The 16,191-nt window shown below is 65.8% G+C and carries 17 protein-coding genes; 8 read left to right on the plus strand and 9 right to left on the minus strand.

The features are described from left to right. Positions 1–47 precede the first annotated feature (47 nt). From HQN78_RS08325 to rpoE, 6 genes are read right to left on the minus strand one after another with little or no spacing between them, the layout of a single operon-like run. Entirely contained in the window at positions 48–287 is a 240-nt protein-coding gene (locus HQN78_RS08325) for a glutaredoxin family protein (protein WP_107799404.1), read from the minus strand. Continuing rightward, positions 284–1,702 carry a DegQ family serine endoprotease gene (locus tag HQN78_RS08330; RefSeq protein WP_107799405.1) on the minus strand — a complete coding sequence of 473 codons (1,419 nt, stop codon included), beginning with the start codon at positions 1,700–1,702 and terminating at the stop codon, positions 284–286. Before HQN78_RS08330 ends, HQN78_RS08325 begins: the two co-directional genes overlap by 4 nt. Next, positions 1,684–1,935 (minus strand): hypothetical protein, encoded by a 252-nt coding sequence (locus tag HQN78_RS08335; RefSeq protein WP_235088952.1) that lies wholly within the window; start codon positions 1,933–1,935, stop codon positions 1,684–1,686. The genes HQN78_RS08330 and HQN78_RS08335 overlap by 19 nt, the downstream gene beginning before the upstream one ends. Beyond that, on the minus strand, positions 1,932–2,891 hold the full coding sequence (locus HQN78_RS08340; protein WP_107799406.1) for a MucB/RseB C-terminal domain-containing protein: 960 nt from the start codon (positions 2,889–2,891) through the stop codon (positions 1,932–1,934). Before HQN78_RS08340 ends, HQN78_RS08335 begins: the two co-directional genes overlap by 4 nt. Continuing rightward, entirely contained in the window at positions 2,892–3,416 is a 525-nt protein-coding gene (locus HQN78_RS08345) for a sigma-E factor negative regulatory protein (RefSeq protein WP_235088953.1), read from the minus strand. It lies immediately after the preceding gene. A 2-nt stretch (positions 3,417–3,418) separates the two neighbouring features. Beyond that, complete coding sequence (gene rpoE, locus HQN78_RS08350) at positions 3,419–4,018, minus strand: RNA polymerase sigma factor RpoE (protein ID WP_043641588.1); 600 nt, start codon at positions 4,016–4,018, stop codon at positions 3,419–3,421. 293 nt (positions 4,019–4,311) lie between these two features. Between rpoE and prpB the strand changes: the two genes are divergently transcribed. The 6 genes from prpB (at position 4,312) to prpF (ending at position 11,203) form a co-directional block, all read left to right on the plus strand. After that, positions 4,312–5,199: a methylisocitrate lyase gene (gene prpB, locus HQN78_RS08355; protein ID WP_235088954.1), complete on the plus strand. Its 888-nt coding sequence runs from the start codon at positions 4,312–4,314 to the stop codon at positions 5,197–5,199. Next, positions 5,186–5,515, plus strand: a complete 330-nt coding sequence (locus HQN78_RS08360; RefSeq protein WP_107799409.1) for a cupin domain-containing protein — start codon at positions 5,186–5,188, stop codon at positions 5,513–5,515. The genes prpB and HQN78_RS08360 overlap by 14 nt, the downstream gene beginning before the upstream one ends. Before the next feature lie 32 nt (positions 5,516–5,547). Further along, on the plus strand, positions 5,548–6,696 hold the full coding sequence (prpC, locus tag HQN78_RS08365; protein WP_235088955.1) for a 2-methylcitrate synthase: 1,149 nt from the start codon (positions 5,548–5,550) through the stop codon (positions 6,694–6,696). A 55-nt stretch (positions 6,697–6,751) separates the two neighbouring features. Continuing rightward, positions 6,752–9,358: a Fe/S-dependent 2-methylisocitrate dehydratase AcnD gene (gene acnD, locus HQN78_RS08370; protein ID WP_235089773.1), complete on the plus strand. Its 2,607-nt coding sequence runs from the start codon at positions 6,752–6,754 to the stop codon at positions 9,356–9,358. Positions 9,359–9,620: 262 nt separating this feature from the next. After that, the gene (locus HQN78_RS08375; protein ID WP_235088957.1) at positions 9,621–9,959 is read left to right on the plus strand and encodes an endonuclease domain-containing protein; all 339 of its coding nucleotides are present in this window, start codon (positions 9,621–9,623) and stop codon (positions 9,957–9,959) included. A gap of 53 nt (positions 9,960–10,012) precedes the next feature. Continuing rightward, positions 10,013–11,203, plus strand: a complete 1,191-nt coding sequence (gene prpF / locus HQN78_RS08380; RefSeq protein ID WP_235088958.1) for a 2-methylaconitate cis-trans isomerase PrpF — start codon at positions 10,013–10,015, stop codon at positions 11,201–11,203. Between the two features lie 7 nt (positions 11,204–11,210). On the opposite strand, the gene HQN78_RS08385 is transcribed toward prpF, so the two are convergent. Further along, entirely contained in the window at positions 11,211–12,857 is a 1,647-nt protein-coding gene (locus HQN78_RS08385; protein WP_235088959.1) for an acyl-CoA dehydrogenase family protein, read from the minus strand. A gap of 57 nt (positions 12,858–12,914) precedes the next feature. Here HQN78_RS08385 and HQN78_RS08390 point away from each other — a divergent pair, with 57 nt between their 5' ends. Both HQN78_RS08390 and dapA read left to right on the plus strand, forming a co-directional pair. After that, positions 12,915–13,559: a TetR family transcriptional regulator gene (locus HQN78_RS08390; RefSeq protein ID WP_235088960.1), complete on the plus strand. Its 645-nt coding sequence runs from the start codon at positions 12,915–12,917 to the stop codon at positions 13,557–13,559. 82 nt (positions 13,560–13,641) lie between these two features. Further along, positions 13,642–14,544: a 4-hydroxy-tetrahydrodipicolinate synthase gene (dapA, locus tag HQN78_RS08395; RefSeq protein WP_235088961.1), complete on the plus strand. Its 903-nt coding sequence runs from the start codon at positions 13,642–13,644 to the stop codon at positions 14,542–14,544. A 76-nt stretch (positions 14,545–14,620) separates the two neighbouring features. Here dapA and HQN78_RS08400 read toward each other — a convergent pair whose 3' ends face one another. Together HQN78_RS08400 and HQN78_RS08405 are read right to left on the minus strand one after the other, a co-directional pair. Next, a complete protein-coding gene (locus HQN78_RS08400; protein ID WP_019099884.1) occupies positions 14,621–15,121 on the minus strand; it encodes a YajQ family cyclic di-GMP-binding protein in 501 nt (166 codons plus the stop codon). Positions 15,122–15,176: 55 nt separating this feature from the next. Then, positions 15,177–16,058, minus strand: coding sequence for a MurR/RpiR family transcriptional regulator (locus HQN78_RS08405; RefSeq protein WP_235088962.1), 882 nt, complete (start codon positions 16,056–16,058; stop codon positions 15,177–15,179). Positions 16,059–16,191: the final 133 nt, after the last annotated feature.

Here is a 16,191-nt window from a genome sequence, read left to right on the forward strand (position 1 = left end):
CGGGGGCACCCAAGTGCCCCCGATATAAACTCACACTGGCGCGGATTTTAGCCGATTTCGCCCAAATGTGCAGCCAATGCGGCCTGATCCAGGCGCCAATGGCAGATTTCGGTCTCATCCGCCATCAGAACCGGCACCAGTTCGTTGAAGCGGCGCTCCAGCTCCGGGTCGGCGTCGACATCGACGACGTCCAGCTCGAAGCCGTAGCGCTCGCGCCAGGGCTGCAGCTCGGCCAGCATCTGATGGCACAAGCTGCAGTATTCGCGGAAATACAGCGTCAGTCTCACTTGCCGTCGCCCACCGGCAGCGGGATGAACTGGGTAATCCCCTGACGCAGCACTTGCAGCGCGATCGACGAGCCCTTCTTGGCCGCGGACAAGGCGGACTTCAGCTGCTCGACATTGGCCAGCGGCTCGCTGCCGATGCCCACGATCACGTCGCCCGGCTGAATGCCCGCGCGCATCGCCACATTATTGGCGCCGCGCACCAGCAGGCCGTACTTGATGCCGGCGCGCTGCAACTGCGCCGGATTCAGCACCTGCAGCCGCAAACCGATCTGCGAGAAGCTCTGCTCGGCCGGACGCTCCTGCTGCGAGCCGCGGTATTCGCGCTGCGCCAGCCTCGGGTCCTGATCCTGCTGCTCCACCGGCACCACCTTGGCCGACACCGCGGCGCGAGCGCGCCACAGGCCCAAGGTCACCGGCTTGCCGGGCGGAATGCTGCCGATCAGCCGCTGCAGATCGGAGCCGGATTCAACCGGCTTGCCGTCCACTTGCTGGATGATGTCGCCGGGCTTGACGCCGGCCTTGGCCGCCGGGCCGCCCGGCTCCACCGCGTTGATCAACGCGCCGGCCGGCTTGGCCAGGCCGAAGGAGGCGGCCAGGTCCTGGCTCAACTCCTGGATCACCACGCCGATCTTGCCGCGGCTGACATGGCCCTTGGCCTTCAGCTGAGCCACCACGTCCATCGCCACGTCAATGGGGATGGCGAAGGAAATGCCCATGAAACCGCCGGAACGGCTGAAGATCTGGGAATTGACGCCCACCACTTCGCCCCTGGCGTTGAACAGCGGGCCGCCGGAATTGCCGGGGTTGATCGCGGCGTCGGTCTGAATGAAGGGCACGAAGGTTTCATCCGGCAGCATGCGGTTCTTGCCGGAGACGATGCCGGAAGTGGCGGTGTTCTCGAAGCCGAACGGCGAGCCGATGGCCAACACGCCTTCGCCCACTTTCAAGGCGTTGGCGTCGCCGCGGCGCACCACCGGCAGCTTGTCGGCTTCAATCTTCAGCAGCGCCACGTCGGTACGGGCGTCGGAGCCTATCACCTTGGCCTTGTACTCGCGCTTGTCCGTCAGCTTGACGGTGATTTCATCGGCGCGGGCCACCACGTGCGCATTGGTCAGCACATAGCCGTCGGCGGAAATGATGAAACCGGAACCCAGCGACGACTCCTGCCGCTCCTGGGCGCGCGGCGGCGCGAAACGACGGAAGAATTCAAAGAAGGGGTCGCCGCTCATGCCCTCGGGCAGATCGTTGCTGACCTCGCGCACCGTGGACTTGGTGCTGATGTTGACGACGGCCTTGCCCTCGTTAGAGACAATCTGGCTGAAGTCCGGCAGTTCCGCGGCCATTGCAGCGGGCACCGCGCCCGCCATAATAGAGGCCGCCAGCATGGCGGAAACAATCAGTTTTTTAACCGGCATGAGCGCTCCATCTTGATATGTTGTGTTTGAGACGCGCCGGCGGAAGCCGGCTGGGGAATTTCAGCGTCGAACCGGCCGCGCGCCAGGCGCCCGGCCGCGGCGTTCGCCGCCGAGAAAAACAGGAAAGCCGGCGTCAAGGCGCCGGCGCCGCCCGGTCCGTTCCGCGCAAGCGCGCCGCCGGAGGCCAGGCCTCCGGACGGGCTTGCAGGAACGTCCACGAGCTTGGCCGTCATGGCTTGAGGCTGACTTTCAACCCTTTCAGCAGCCCCATCATCGCCGGCTCGGGCATATCGCCCACCGCGGTCAGCTGATAGCTGCCTTGCGGACCGGTGGCCATATTGATGGCGCCGTGCAGATTGCTGCTACGTTCCAGCCGCGCGCCTTCCGGCTGCGTCTCGACGAACAGCGACAGCATCACCAAGCCGTCGGAATACACCATGTGGCGCACCGACTTGCCCGCCTGGCCCGGCAGACTGCGCTGCACCGAGCGCAGCAGATGGAAGCCGTTGGGCAGCCCGGACACATCGTTGTCCACTTGCGCGCCGGCCTGCGGCGTCGACGCGCCGCCGGAGCGCAGCAGGAACTTCTGCGCGAACTTGGGCCGATAGGCTCGCTTGTCCTTGGGGCCGTTCAGGTCGATGTCGGTGAAGGTGAACTGCTCCACCGCCTCGCCCTTGGGCGACAAGGTCACCATCTTCAAAGGCAGCGAGGTCAGCGGCTCCACGCACATGCGCAGGCTGTAGCGCTGCCTGTCCTTGGGCCGCAGCTCCAGCAGATTGCAATCGCGCTGAGCCACCCGGTCGCTGCCCACGTGCTTGAGCGCATACGACTGGTTGATCTCGCTCATGTCCTCCGGCAGCAAGGCCGGAAACAGGCGCATCGCGCTGATCTTGGCCGCGTTCAAGGCTTTCTTGTCCGGCGCGAAACAGGCCAGCTCATTGCCTTTGCGGACAATTTCGCGGGAAGGCCCGTCCAAGGACGTCCGCTTTTCCCGCATGGCTTCGCCTTGGCCTTCCCTGACGATGTGGAAGGTTTCCAGCGTGCCGTTCATCTGGTGCAGATAGGTGCCGTTCAGCGCCTGCTGGCGTCCGGCAGCCGCCACATTGCGCAGCAGCTGCCAGTCATCCTCTGCATGGGCGGCAGGCGCGGCCGCCACAACCATCAAACTGATCAGAGGAATTACACGCATTTAACGGCGAGCTCCGTTTCCGTAGGATACTTTCATATTGCCTTGTTCGGAGGTCACTTCCTGATGAGCCAGCAGATAGGGGTCGTCGCGCTCGGGCTGGCTGGCTTGCGCCGGCTGGGCCACTTGCACCGGCACGCCCTTGTCCGCCACCAGCGAGGCCGGCTCGCCGCGGTACGAGAGCTGCTGCCAGCCCACCACGGCGGCGAAGCTCACGCTGGCGGCCAGCGCCACCGCGCCTGCGGTGCGGACGCTGGCGACCAAGGCCACCCCGCCTGCGGCGCGGCCGCGCGCCGGGCGCAACCAGCGCCGCGGCGCAAGCACCGTGGGCTCGTCCGCCAGCCGGCTGGCGACCTGCTCTCGCACATTGAGCGCAACCATGCGGTTGGCGCGCATCGCGTCGCCAATCAAGTGATACTCGCCCCAGGCGGCATCCAGTTGCTTGTCAGATGAAATGGAGGCGATGGCTCTGCCTATGTCAGAGTCGTCCAGTTCGCCATCCATCATCGCGGATATCGTTTCTTTCATACCTACCACCTTCTGTTCTTGGCCGTATCCAGCAAAGGCCTGAGCTCGGCAGCAATCGCCTCGCGCGCCCGGAAAATCCGCGAGCGCACGGTGCCTATCGGGCAATCCATCACCTTGGCGATTTCATCGTAGGATAGACCGTCCATTTCCCTGAGCGAAATTGCGGTTCTTAGTTCCTCCGGCAAAGCCTCCACGGCGGCATTGACCGTTGCCAGAATCTCCTTATTCATCAGCTCGGTTTCGGGCGTGTTCAGGTCGGGCAGCTGCGACGCCATGTCGAAGCTCTCGCCGTCCTCGTCCTCTATCTCGCTGTTGACCACCGGACGACGTCCGGAGGCGCTAAGGAAATTCTTGGCAGTATTGATGCCGATTCTGTACAGCCATGTGTAAAACGCGCTCTCGCCACGAAACGACGGCAAGGCACGATACGCTTTGACAAACGCCTCTTGCGTCACATCCTCGATGTCTGCGCCGTCGCGGATAAACCGCGACAACAACCTGGCGAGACGTCGCTGATACTTGGCAACAAGCAGATCGAAAGCTCTTTTTTCACCTCGCTGGGCACGCTCCACCAACTGTTGATCGAGATCCCGATCACTCATGTCGTTGTTATGCTCCCTGATTTGCCCACTAGTCGTGTTTGTGGTCGTTGTATGTGGACTGTGACTAGACCACCGCGCTTGCGATGAGTTCCCCCACGCGATTCAGCAGCGAAACATAACAGACCTCGAACAAAACTTGAACATTTGTTTTAACCGTATTGCCAGCGCTCAAACCAGCCCTTACACTCCTACCAAGCACTTGCTTGAATGACATAAAGATAACAATGCAAAGCCAAATAGTTTCCGACTTCACGGCTTTGCCGTTTCTCCGCAACTTTTAGGAATCCAACGCGATGAGCACTCCCGGCCAACGCTTCCGTCTGGCGGTAGCACAAGAACAGCCCTTGCAGGTGGTGGGCGCGGTCAACGCCTACGCCGCCCGGCTGGCCGAGCACTCCGGCTTCAAGGCGCTGTATCTGTCCGGCGGCGGCGTGGCCGCCTGCTCCTGCGGCATCCCGGACTTGGGCATCACCACGCTGGAAGACGTGCTGATCGACGTGCGCCGCATCACCGACGTCACCGAACTGCCGCTCCTGGTGGACATCGACACCGGCTGGGGCGGCGCCTTCAATATCGCCCGCGCAGTCCGCAGCCTGGAGAAGGCCGGCGCCGCCGCGGTGCATATCGAGGACCAGGTGCAGCAAAAACGCTGCGGCCATCGCCCCAACAAGGCCATCGTCAGCCAGGAGGAAATGGTGGACCGCGTCAAGGCGGCGGTGGACGCGCGCCGCGACGACGGCTTCGTGATCATGGCGCGCACCGACGCGCTGGCGGTGGAGGGGCTGGACGCCGCCATCGCGCGCGCCGTCGCCTGCGTCGAGGCCGGCGCAGACATGATCTTCCCGGAGGCGATGACCGATCTGGCCATGTACCGCCGCTTCGCCGAGGCGGTGAAAGTGCCGGTGCTGGCCAATATCACCGAGTTCGGCGCCACCCCGCTGTTCAATACCCGCGAACTGGGCGAACACGGCGTCGGCCTGGTGCTCTATCCCTTGTCCGCCTTCCGCGCGATGAGCCAGGCCGCGCTCGACGTCTACGGCGCGATCCGCCGCGACGGCGGCCAACAGGCGGTGCTGGACACCATGCAGACTCGCGCCGATCTTTATGCGCACTTGGACTACCACGCCTACGAACAAAAACTGGACGCGCTGTTCCGCCGGGAAGGCCATGGTGCCGAATAATCTGTTTGGCGACATCCCGGCGCAGTTGCCGGAAGAGTTGCTGCAGACTTTATTCAGCGGCGCGAAAGGCTTCCGCGTCGAGCGCATCGTCTCGCGCGGCCATGCTTCGCCGGAGGGATTCTGGTACGAACAGGACGAAGATGAATGGGTTCTGCTGCTGTCCGGCGCGGCGGAACTGGAATACCAGGACCCGCCCCGGCGTCTCAGGCTGAAACCGGGCGATTGCGTGGCCATCCCCGCGCGTCGCCGGCACCGGGTGGCCTGGACCGAGCCGGAGCGGGACAGCGTCTGGCTGGCCGTTTTCTACGAAAAATAATCATTCCGCAGGTCTGCGATCAGGAGAAAAGCATGAGCGAAACCGTTGTTGGCATCAAACCCAAGAAATCTGTAGCCCTGTCCGGCGTCGCCGCCGGCAATACCGCGCTGTGCACCGTGGGCCGCAGCGGCAACGATCTGCACTACCGCGGCTACGACATCCTCGACCTCGCCGGCCGTTGCGAATTCGAGGAAGTGGCCTATCTGCTGGTTCACGGCAAGCTGCCGAACAAGGCCGAGCTGGTCGGCTACAAGAAAAAGCTGAAATCGCTGCGCGGCCTGCCGGCGGCGGTGAAGGCGGTGCTGGAGGCGCTGCCGGCCAGCGCCCATCCCATGGACGTGATGCGCAGCGGCGTGTCCGCGCTGGGCTGCGCGCTGCCGGAGAAGGACGATCACAACCAGGCCGGCGCGCGCGACATCGCCGACCGGCTGATGGCCAGCCTGGGCTCGATGCTGCTGTACTGGCATCATTTCAGCCACAACGGCAAGCGCATCGAGGTGGAAACCGACGACGACAGCATAGGCGGCCACTTCCTGCACCTGCTGCACGGCGAAAAACCGTCTCAGGAATGGGTGCGCGCGATGCACACCTCGCTCAATCTATACGCCGAGCATGAATTCAACGCCTCCACCTTCGCCGCCCGCGTCATCGCCGGCACCGGCTCGGACTTGTACAGCGCCGTCACCGGCGCCATCGGCGCCTTGCGCGGCCCCAAGCACGGCGGCGCCAACGAGGTGGCCTTCGACATCCAGCAGCGCTATGAAAGCCCGGCCGACGCCGAGGCCGACATCCGCGAGCGCGTGGAGCGCAAGGAAGTGGTGATCGGCTTCGGCCACCCGGTCTACACCATCTCCGATCCGCGCAACAAGGTGATCAAGGACGTGGCGCGCGAACTGTCCAAGTCCGCCGGCAACAGCAAGATGTTCGACATCGCCGAACGGCTGGAAACCGTGATGTGGGACATCAAGAAGATGTTCCCCAATCTGGACTGGTTTTCCGCGGTCAGTTACCACATGATGGGCGTGCCCACCGCCATGTTCACCCCGCTGTTCGTCATCGCCCGCACCAGCGGCTGGAGCGCGCACGTGATCGAACAGCGCCAGGACGGCAAGATCATCCGCCCCAGCGCCAATTACGTCGGCCCGGAAGACCAGGTCTTCGTGCCGCTGGAACAGCGCTGACCGGACCGGGGGCCGCCGCGCCCCCGCCCCTGATTTTCAAATTGGCCAAGACATGATGAATTCCGCTTACCGCATTCCCCTGCCCGGCACCGGGCTCGACTATTTCGACGCCCGCGCCGCCGTCGACGCCATCCGCCCCGGCGCCTGGGAGCAACTGCCCTACACCGGCCGCATCCACGCCGAAAACCTGGTGCGCCGCTGCGAACCGGCGCTGCTGGGCGACTGCCTGGAGCAGATCGCCCATCGCAAGCGCGAGCGCGATTTCCCCTGGTTTCCGGCGCGCGTGGTCTGTCACGACATCCTGGGCCAGACCGCCCTGGTGGACCTGGCCGGCCTGCGCGACGCCATCGCCGATCAGGGCGGCGACCCGGCCCAGGTCAATCCGGTGGTGCCGGTGCAGTTGATCGTCGACCATTCGCTGGCGGTGGAATGCGGCGGCTTCGACCCGCAGGCTTTCGAAAAGAACCGCGCGATCGAAGACCGGCGCAACGAAGACCGCTTCCATTTCATCGAGTGGACCAAGAGCGCCTTCGACAATGTCGACGTGATCCCCGCCGGCAACGGCATCATGCACCAGATCAATCTGGAGAAAATGTCGCCGGTGATCCACGCCGACAACGGCGTGGCCTACCCGGACACCTGTGTCGGCACCGACAGCCACACCCCGCACGTGGACGCGCTGGGCGTGATCGCCGTCGGCGTCGGCGGCCTGGAAGCGGAAAACGTGATGCTGGGCCGCGCCTCCTGGATGCGGCTGCCGGACATCGTCGGCGTGGAACTGTCCGGCAAGCCCGGCTCAGGCATCACCGCCACCGACGTGGTGCTGGCGCTGACCGAATTCCTGCGCCAGCAGAAAGTAGTGGGCGCTTATCTGGAGTTCTACGGCCCGGGCGCCGCGGCGCTGACCCTGGGCGATCGCGCCACCATCTCCAATATGGCGCCGGAGTACGGCGCCACCGCGGCCTTGTTCTTCATCGACGAGCAGACCCTCTCCTATCTGAAGCTGACCGGCCGCAGCGATGAGCAGGTCCGGCTGGTGGAAAGCTACGCCAAAACCGCCGGCCTGTGGGCCGACACGCTGCAAAACGTCGTGTACGAGCGAGTGCTGCGCTTCGACCTGTCCAGCGTGGGCCGCAACCTGGCCGGCCCGTCCAACCCGCACAAGCGGCTGCCGGTGTCGGCGCTGGCCGAACGCGGCATCGCCGTCAATCTGGCGCAGGCGCGCGCGGAGGAGGCCCAAGGCCTGATGCCGGACGGCGCGGTAATCATCGCCGCCATCACCAGCTGCACCAATACCTCCAACCCGCGCAATGTGATCGCCGCCGGCCTGCTGGCGCGCAACGCCAACCGGCTGGGCCTCGCCCGCAAACCCTGGGTGAAGTCCTCGCTGGCGCCAGGCTCCAAGGCGGTTGAGCTTTATTTGAAGGAGGCCGGCCTGCTGTCCGAGCTGGAACAGCTGGGTTTCGGCATCGTCGCCTTCGCCTGCACCACCTGCAACGGCATGTCCGGCGCGCTGGAGCCCAAGATCCAGCAGGAGATCGTGGAGCGCGATCTGTACGCGACGGCGGTGCTGTCCGGCAACCGCAACTTCGACGGCCGCATCCACCCCTACGCCAAACAGGCCTTCCTGGCCTCGCCGCCGCTGGTGATCGCCTACGCCATCGCCGGCACCATGCGCTTCGACATCGAAAAAGACGTGCTCGGCGTCGCCGACGGCAAGGAGATCCGGCTCAAGGACATCTGGCCGGACGACGCGGAAATAGACGCGGTGCTGCGCCGGGCAGTCAAGCCCGAACATTTCCGCCAGGTCTACGAGCCGATGTTCGCCATCCGGCGCGACGGCGCCGCCAAGGCCAGCCCGCTGTACGCCTGGCGGCCGCAGTCCACCTATATCCGCCGCCCGCCGTACTGGGAGGGCGCGCTGGCCGGCGAGCGCACGCTGCGCGGCATGCGTCCGCTGGCCCTGCTGCCGGACAATATCACCACCGACCACCTGTCGCCTTCCAACGCCATTCTGCTGGACTCGGCGGCCGGCGAATACCTGGCGAAAATGGGCCTGCCGGAGGAGGACTTCAATTCCTACGCCACCCATCGCGGCGACCACCTGACCGCACAGCGCGCCACCTTCGCCAACCCCAAGTTGTTCAATGAAATGGTGTTGAACGAGGATGGCTCGGTACGCCAGGGCTCGCTGGCGCGCGTGGAGCCGGAAGGCGAGACGATGCGGATGTGGGAGGCGATCGAAACCTATATGCGGCGCAAGCAGCCGCTGATCATTGTCGCCGGCGCCGACTACGGCCAGGGCAGCTCGCGCGACTGGGCGGCCAAGGGCGTGCGCCTGGCCGGCGTCGAGGCCATCGTCGCCGAAGGCTTCGAACGCATCCACCGCACCAATCTGATCGGCATGGGCGTGCTGCCGCTGGAGTTCAAACCCGGCGTCAATCGCAAGACGCTGGCGCTGGACGGCAGCGAGACTTACGACGTGATCGGCCAGCGCCAGCCGCGCGCCGAGCTGACGCTGCTGATCCACCGCAAGGACGGCAGCACGGAGCAAGCGCCGGTGACCTGTAGGCTGGACACCGCGGAAGAAGTGTCTATCTACGAGGCCGGCGGCGTGCTGCAGCGTTTCGCGCAGGACTTTTTGGAGGGGGCGGGAGGCTGAACCCCTCTCCCCCGGCCCCTCTCCCTCAAGGGGAGAGGGGAGATACCACAAGACGGTTTTACTATCGGTATTTGTAGGGATGTCGCCGTTTAATGTAAGGCGCAAACACTTCAATCCTCTCTTGCAGGAGAGAAAAAACGCCACGAAATCGCTTTGCCGCCTGCAGCTGAGATGACAGCTTAGTTGCGGCAGAAATAGCGGCAGAGTATTAACGACTCAGCAAGCCCCTCTCCCCTGCGGGAGAGGGGTTGGGGAGAGGGGTATGCGCCAGCTCGATTTCGCCAAGTCCTTACGGCGCAATATGACCGACGCCGAACAGCGACTCTGGAAGCAGCTCCGCGCCCATCGGCTGAACGGCGAGAAATTCCGCCGCCAACAGCCGATCGGCCCCTACATCGTCGATTTCGTCCACTTCGACTCGCGGCTAATCATAGAGGCGGACGGCGGCCAGCATCATGAAAGCCGCGGCGACGCCGCTCGCGACGCTTGGCTGCAGGCGCAGGGCTTCAGAGTCATGCGCTTCTGGAACAACGATATTCTGCACAATCAGGACGCGGTCCTAGAAGCAATCTGGCAAGCGCTAAACGCCCGGACACAATAGAACACAGCGGCGTCCCGACCATGGAACCGCCGCAAGCACAGGGAAAACAGCATATGACTCAGTCTGCCCAGATCCGCATCCCCGCCACCTATATGCGCGGCGGCACCAGCAAGGGCGTGTTCTTCCGTTTGCAGGACTTGCCGGAGGCCGCGCGCCGGCCGGGCGCGGCGCGCGACGCGCTGCTGCTGCGCGTAATCGGCAGCCCGGACCCTTACGGCAAGCAGATAGACGGCATGGGCGGGGCCAGCTCCAGCACCAGCAAGACCGTGATCGTGTCCCCCTCCTCGCGCCCGGGTCACGACGTCGATTATCTGTTCGGCCAGGTCGGCATAGACAAAGCCTTCGTCGACTGGAGCGGCAACTGCGGCAATCTGTCCGCCGCGGTCGGCCCCTTCGCCATCGCCGGCGGCCTGATCGATCCGGCGCGCATTCCCGCCAACGGCGTGTGCAGCGTGCGCATCTGGCAGGCCAATATCGGCAAGACCATCATCGCCCATGTGCCCATCACCGCAGGCCAGGTGCAGGAAACCGGTGATTTCGAGCTGGACGGCGTCACCTTCCCCGCCGCCGAGATCGCGCTGGAGTTCCTGGACCCGGCCGATGAAGGCGATGGCGACGGCGGCGCGATGTTCCCCACCGGCCAGTTGGTGGACACGCTGGAAGTCCCCGGCGTCGGCGTCTTCCCGGCCACGCTGATCAACGCCGGCATCCCCACCATCTTCGTCAAGGCCGCCGACATCGGCTACAGCGGCGCCGAGCCGCAAGACGCGATCAACGCCGACCCGGCGGCGCTGGCGCGCCTCGAGGCCATCCGGGCCCACGGCGCGCTGAAAATGGGTTTGATTGAAACGCTGGGAGAAATCGCCAGCCGCCAGCACACGCCCAAAATCGCCTTCGTCGCGCCGCCGGCCGACTACACCGCCTCCAGCGGCAAGCCGGTGCGCGCCGCCGACATCGACCTCCTGGCGCGGGCCATGTCCATGGGCAAACTGCATCACGCGATGATGGGCACCGCCGCGGTGGCCATAGGCACCGCCGCGGCTATTCCCGGCACCCTGGTCAACCTGGCCGCCGGCGGCGGCAAGCGCCGGATGGTGCGCTTCGGCCATCCGTCCGGCACCTTGCGCGTCGGCGCCGAAGCCCGTCAGGAAAACGGCGCCTGGACCGTGACCAAGGCGGTGATGAGCCGCAGCGCGCGGGTGTTGATGGAGGGTTGGGTGCGGGTGCCGGGCGACGCGCTCTGAGTCCGACTCAGGCCGGCAAGGCGCGCTGCAGGATAGCCTCGATATCCAGCCGGCTTCCGTTCAGCGCGCCGGCCACTCGCCCCCATTGCCCGTCGTCCAAACGGCTGGCGATAAAACCCTGGGCCGAAGCCGACGGCGCATGGCGCGCCAACAGGCAGGCCTGCGCCGTCAGCGCCAGCAATTGGGCGAAACGCCGCCCCAAAGGCTCAAGCTCGGCCGGCCTGGCGGCCATCTGGCGCAATTGTGCCAGCGCCGCCGCCAGCGCCGGCTCGCCGCCGGACAGGCCGGCCAAATCCTCCAGCAGCGCCTGCCAGGCTTCGGGCTCGCGCTGCAGCGCGCGGATCAGATCCAGGCACATCACATTGCCGGAGCCCTCCCAGATCGAATTCAACGGCGCTTCGCGATACAGGCGCGCCATCGGTCCGTCGACATAGCCGTTGCCGCCGAACACTTCCATCGCCTCGCCGCTGAGCTCCACCGCGCGCTTGCACACCCAGAACTTGGCCGCCGGCGTGACGATGCGCTTCCAACCCCGCTGCGCCGGCTCGTCCTCTCGTTCAAAGGCCTCGGACAGCCGCGCCGCCAATTGCAGCGCCGCCTCGCTTTCCAGCGCCAGGTCCGCCAACACCGCGCGCATCAGCGGCTGCTCGGCCAGCCGCTTGCCGAAGGCCATGCGCCGCCGCGCGTAGGCCAGCGCCTGCACCGCGCCCTGGCGCAGCAGCGCGGCGCTGCCGATCACGCAGTTGAGCCGGGTGTAGCCGGCCATTTCGATGATGGTGGGAATGCCGCGGCCCTCCTCGCCGATCAGCACGCCCCAGGCGTCCTGGAACTCCACCTCGCAACCGGCGTTGCTGCGATTGCCCACCTTGTCCTTCAGGCGCTGGATCCGCACCGCGTTGCGCTCGCCGTCCGGCCGCCAGCGCGGCAGATAGAAGCAGCACGGCGCGCCGTCGGCGGTCTTGGCCACCACCAGATGGGCGTCGCACATCGGCGCCGACCAGAACCACTTATGGCCGCGCAGCAGGTATTCTCCGCCGCGGCCCCCGGCGCCCAAGGGCGTCGCCTGGGTGGTGTTGGCGCGCACGTCGGAGCCGCCCTGCTTCTCGGTCATGCCCATGCCGATCCAGGCCGACGTCTTGCGTTCCAGCGGCAGGTCGCGGCTGTCGTGAACGCGGCTGAACAGCTTGTCTCCCAGCAGCGCCCACAGCGCCGGCTCGCGCTGCAACAAGGGAATGGCGGCCTGGGTCATCGTCGCCGGGCACAAGCTACCGGCTTCCACCTGGCCATGCAGATAGAGGCCGGCCATCGCCGCGGTCCAGCGGCCCGGCCGTTGGCTGTCGAAAGGCAGGCTCACCAGGCCTTGCTCACGATACAGCGCCAAGAACTGGTGCCAGGCCGGGTGGGAATCCACCTGGTCGACGCGACGGCCGCGGCGGTCGAAAGCCCGCAACTCCGGCGCATGGCGGTTGGCTTGCTCGGCCAGTTCGAAGCTGTCCGCCCGCCCCAGGCGCTCGCCGTAGGCGCTGAGCCCGGCCTCGGCCCAGCCCGCGTCAGCGCGCCGCAGCGCCTCGCGCAAGGCCGGGTCGCTGTCGTACAACGAGTAATCCGCCAGTTCTTCGTACTGGTTGCTCACTTCATGGGTTTGCCAGATCATCGTTCCGTCTCCTCGCGCCGCGTTCGCGGCCATGACGAAAGTATAAGGAAAGCGGCGATGCGACATGTTCGGGTTTCCCCCACCGCGGCGCAGCAAGCCGAACAGGCCGCGCCGGCCACGCGCCGGCGTCCGCGCCAGTCGCGTTCGCGCGCCAGCCTGATCGCGCTGCAACAGGCCTTTGTTCAGGTTTTGCTCACGCGCGGCTACGCCAAAACCACGGTGCGCGAGGTGGCCGCCGTCGCCGGCGTGGCGGTCGGCACCTTTTATCAGTACGTGCGCAATATGGACGGCCTGGCCGCGCTGTGCATCCATCAGCATGTGCACGCGCTGGCCGGCGCGCTGCGCCAATGCGCCGCCGCCCGCCGAGGCGCGGATCGTCGCGATATCGCCGCCGCGCTGCTGGCCTTGCAACTGGACACGATCCAACGCCAGGCGCCGGCCTGGAACGCGATGTTCCTGCTGGAGCGTCGGGTCTCCCCGATGGACGCCTACCGCCGCCACTACCAGCAATACGTGGACATCTGGCGCGCCGCATTGGCCTCCGCCGCCGAGCCGCCGCCGCGGCTGGACGCCGCCGCGCGCATGGCTCACTGTCTTTGCTACGGAAGCATTTCGCAGACCTTGCTGACCCAAGGACCGACCGCGGATCTCGCGGCCCTGCGCCCGGAATTGGAAGCGGCGCTCAAGGCCTGCCTGGGCTGAAACCGCGGGAAAGGCGTCGCAATAAGGAGTAGAATCGGCCCCAGCCGCCGCCAAGGCGGCCAAGAAGAACAAAGGAAGCAAAATGACAGAACATTGGGGCAAGGTGCTGACCGCCATGGTCACGCCCTTCGACGAAGCCGGCCGGCTGAATCTGGACGCGGCGCGGCAACTGGCCAGACATCTGGCGGCCAACGGCAGCGACGGCCTGGTGGTGGCGGCCACCACCGGCGAGGCGCCGACGCTGAGCGACGAGGAACGCCGCGATCTGGTGCGCGCGGTCAGCGAGGCGGTGACCATCCCAGTGCTGGCCGGCACCGGCAGCAGCCACACCGAACACGCGATCGCGCTGACGCGCGAGGCCGCCGGCCTGGGCGCCGCCGGCGTCTTCGTGGTCGGCCCCTATTACAACCGCCCGCCGCAAGCCGGCATCGAAGTCCATTTCCGCGCGGTGGCCGCGGCCACCCGGCTGCCGCTGATGGTCTACGACGTGCCGGGCCGCACCGGCCGCCGCATCGCCGCCGACGTGCTGCTGCGGCTGTTCCGCGAGGTGGACAATATCGTCGCCTTCAAGGACGCCACCGGCGACCCGGCCGCGGCGGCCGCGCTGCTGGCCGCCGCCGGCGAGCACTTCTCGCTCTACTCCGGCGACGACGCGCTGACCCTGCCCTTGCTGGCGGTGGGCGCGGTGGGCGTGGTCGGCACCTCCACGCACTGGACCGGGCCGGAGTTCGCCCGCATGATCGCCGCCTTCGAACAGGGCGACACGGCGCAGGCGCGGCGCGTCAATGCCGGCTTGCAGGAATCCTTCGCCTTCTCCAACACCGACGCTTCGGTGTTTTCGATGTCGGTGAAAGCCATGCTGCGGGTGCAGGGTCTTCCGGTGGGTCAATGCCGGCTGCCGCTGCCGCCCACCGGCGCCGCCGAGGAGGAACAGGCGCGGCTGGTATGGGAGCGGCTGCAGCTGCGCCGCGCCGCCGCCTGTTAAAGCGGAACGGCAATGAAAAAAGGAGCCTGTCGGCTCCTTTTTTCATTTCGCGCGTGTTCATGTCGCGCGGCGGCGTTCAATCGCGGAAGTTGTTGAACTGCAGCGGGAAGCCGTTTTCCTTGTCGTCGGCGATTTCCTTACGCATCAGCGCGATGCATTCCTGCAGCACGTCGCGCTTGGCGCCGGACACGCGCACCGCTTCGCCCTGGATGCTGGCCTGCACCTTGAGCTTGGCGTCCTTGATCAGCTTGACGATTTTCTTGGCCAGATCGGATTCCAGCCCTTCCTTCACCGTCAGCACTTTCTTCACCTTGTTGCCGCTGACTTTTTCCAGCTTGCCGTACTCCATGCAGCGCACGTCCACGCCGCGCTTGGACAGCTTGTTCACCAGAATGTCGTTGACCTGGTCCAGTTGAAACTCGGCGTCGGCGTACAAGGTCAGTTCCTTGTCTCCGGTTTCGATGCGGGCGTCGCTGCCCTTGAAGTCGTAACGGGTGGACACCTCTTTATTGGCTTGCTCCACGGCGTTGCGCACTTCCACCTTGTTCACTTCGGACACGATATCGAAAGACGGCATGAAATATTCCTAATAATGCTTGATGCCGACATTTTAGAGGCTGGCTCCGCCCTTGTCACTCGGCCGCCCGTTCGTTGCCCTCGCCGCCTTCGCCCAAACGCGCCCGCATCGCTTCCACCTCCTTGAGCCGGCCGCTGATGCGGTCCCAATGCCGCGCGTTCAAGGCGGCGATCACCGCGTCCACCAGCATCATCAGCGGTGTGTTGCTGTCCCAGCCGGCCGGTCCGGCGGTGTGCGCCGCCAAGGTGTAGCGCGCCACGCGCGCCACCGGCGACAGCCACTGATCCGTGAACAGCAGCACGCTGGCCTTGCGCTGCGCCGCCATTTCCGCGATGCGCAGCGCGTCGTCCCAGTAGCGGCGGATGTCGAAGATCACCAGCACGTCCGGCCGGCCCATGTCCACCAGCGAATCCGCCCAGCTTGCCGGCACCCCGCGCAAATGCACCACGTCCGGCCGCACCACTTTCAGATGGTGGCAAAGATAGGCCGCCAGCGGATCGGTCAACCGCCCGCCCAGCAGCCAGATCCGGTGCTTGCGCTCGCCCAGCAGGTCCACCGCGCCGTCGAACTCGGCGCGCGGCACCTGGGCCGCGGTCTGGCGCATCAGCTCGGCGATGCGCTCGGCGTGGCTGGCCAGAAAATCATGGTCTCCCTGCAACTGTCCCGGATCATGGCGCATCAGCGGCGATTGCAAACGCAATTCCAGTTCTGCGCGCAGCGCGGACTGGAAGGCGGCGTAATTGTCGAAACCCAGCTTGCCGATCAAGCGCAGCACCGTCGGGCCGCTGACGTCGGCGCGCTGCGCCCATTGCGCGATGGTTTCCAGGCCGGCCACCGGATAGTTGGCCAGCAGCGCCCGCCCCACCTTGCGTTCGGTGGGGGTCAGCGCTTCGAACAGCGCGCGGACTTGCTCCGCGATCGAGCGGCTTTGGCTCATTCTGTTGCCCCTTTGGCGATGCACGACTGCCCTCGTGCCGCGCAGCATAACAGCGCCAGCGTAAAAACGGCATTGTGTCATTGCGCCCACACTGCCGCCCAGATTCTAATATTTATTACAAATTTGGCTTGAT

Source organism: Chromobacterium sp. Beijing, assembly GCF_021496765.1.
Classification (GTDB): Bacteria; Pseudomonadota; Gammaproteobacteria; order Burkholderiales; family Chromobacteriaceae; genus Chromobacterium.

Bases quoted from the DNA above. Each gene is read 5' to 3' on its own strand.
- HQN78_RS08330 (WP_107799405.1), bottom strand. From the start codon at position 1,702: ATGCCGGTTAAAAAACTGATTGTTTCCGCCATGCTGGCGGCCTCTATT.
- HQN78_RS08335 (WP_235088952.1), bottom strand. From the start codon at position 1,935: ATGACGGCCAAGCTCGTGGACGTTCCTGCAAGCCCGTCCGGAGGCCTG.
- HQN78_RS08340 (WP_107799406.1), bottom strand. From the start codon at position 2,891: ATGCGTGTAATTCCTCTGATCAGTTTGATGGTTGTGGCGGCCGCGCCT.
- HQN78_RS08345 (WP_235088953.1), bottom strand. From the start codon at position 3,416: ATGAAAGAAACGATATCCGCGATGATGGATGGCGAACTGGACGACTCT.
- rpoE (WP_043641588.1), bottom strand. From the start codon at position 4,018: ATGAGTGATCGGGATCTCGATCAACAGTTGGTGGAGCGTGCCCAGCGA.
- prpB (WP_235088954.1), top strand. From the start codon at position 4,312: ATGAGCACTCCCGGCCAACGCTTCCGTCTGGCGGTAGCACAAGAACAG.
- HQN78_RS08360 (WP_107799409.1), top strand. From the start codon at position 5,186: ATGGTGCCGAATAATCTGTTTGGCGACATCCCGGCGCAGTTGCCGGAA.
- prpC (WP_235088955.1), top strand. From the start codon at position 5,548: ATGAGCGAAACCGTTGTTGGCATCAAACCCAAGAAATCTGTAGCCCTG.
- acnD (WP_235089773.1), top strand. From the start codon at position 6,752: ATGAATTCCGCTTACCGCATTCCCCTGCCCGGCACCGGGCTCGACTAT.
- HQN78_RS08375 (WP_235088957.1), top strand. From the start codon at position 9,621: ATGCGCCAGCTCGATTTCGCCAAGTCCTTACGGCGCAATATGACCGAC.
- prpF (WP_235088958.1), top strand. From the start codon at position 10,013: ATGACTCAGTCTGCCCAGATCCGCATCCCCGCCACCTATATGCGCGGC.
- HQN78_RS08385 (WP_235088959.1), bottom strand. From the start codon at position 12,857: ATGATCTGGCAAACCCATGAAGTGAGCAACCAGTACGAAGAACTGGCG.
- HQN78_RS08390 (WP_235088960.1), top strand. From the start codon at position 12,915: ATGCGACATGTTCGGGTTTCCCCCACCGCGGCGCAGCAAGCCGAACAG.
- dapA (WP_235088961.1), top strand. From the start codon at position 13,642: ATGACAGAACATTGGGGCAAGGTGCTGACCGCCATGGTCACGCCCTTC.
- HQN78_RS08400 (WP_019099884.1), bottom strand. From the start codon at position 15,121: ATGCCGTCTTTCGATATCGTGTCCGAAGTGAACAAGGTGGAAGTGCGC.
- HQN78_RS08405 (WP_235088962.1), bottom strand. From the start codon at position 16,058: ATGAGCCAAAGCCGCTCGATCGCGGAGCAAGTCCGCGCGCTGTTCGAA.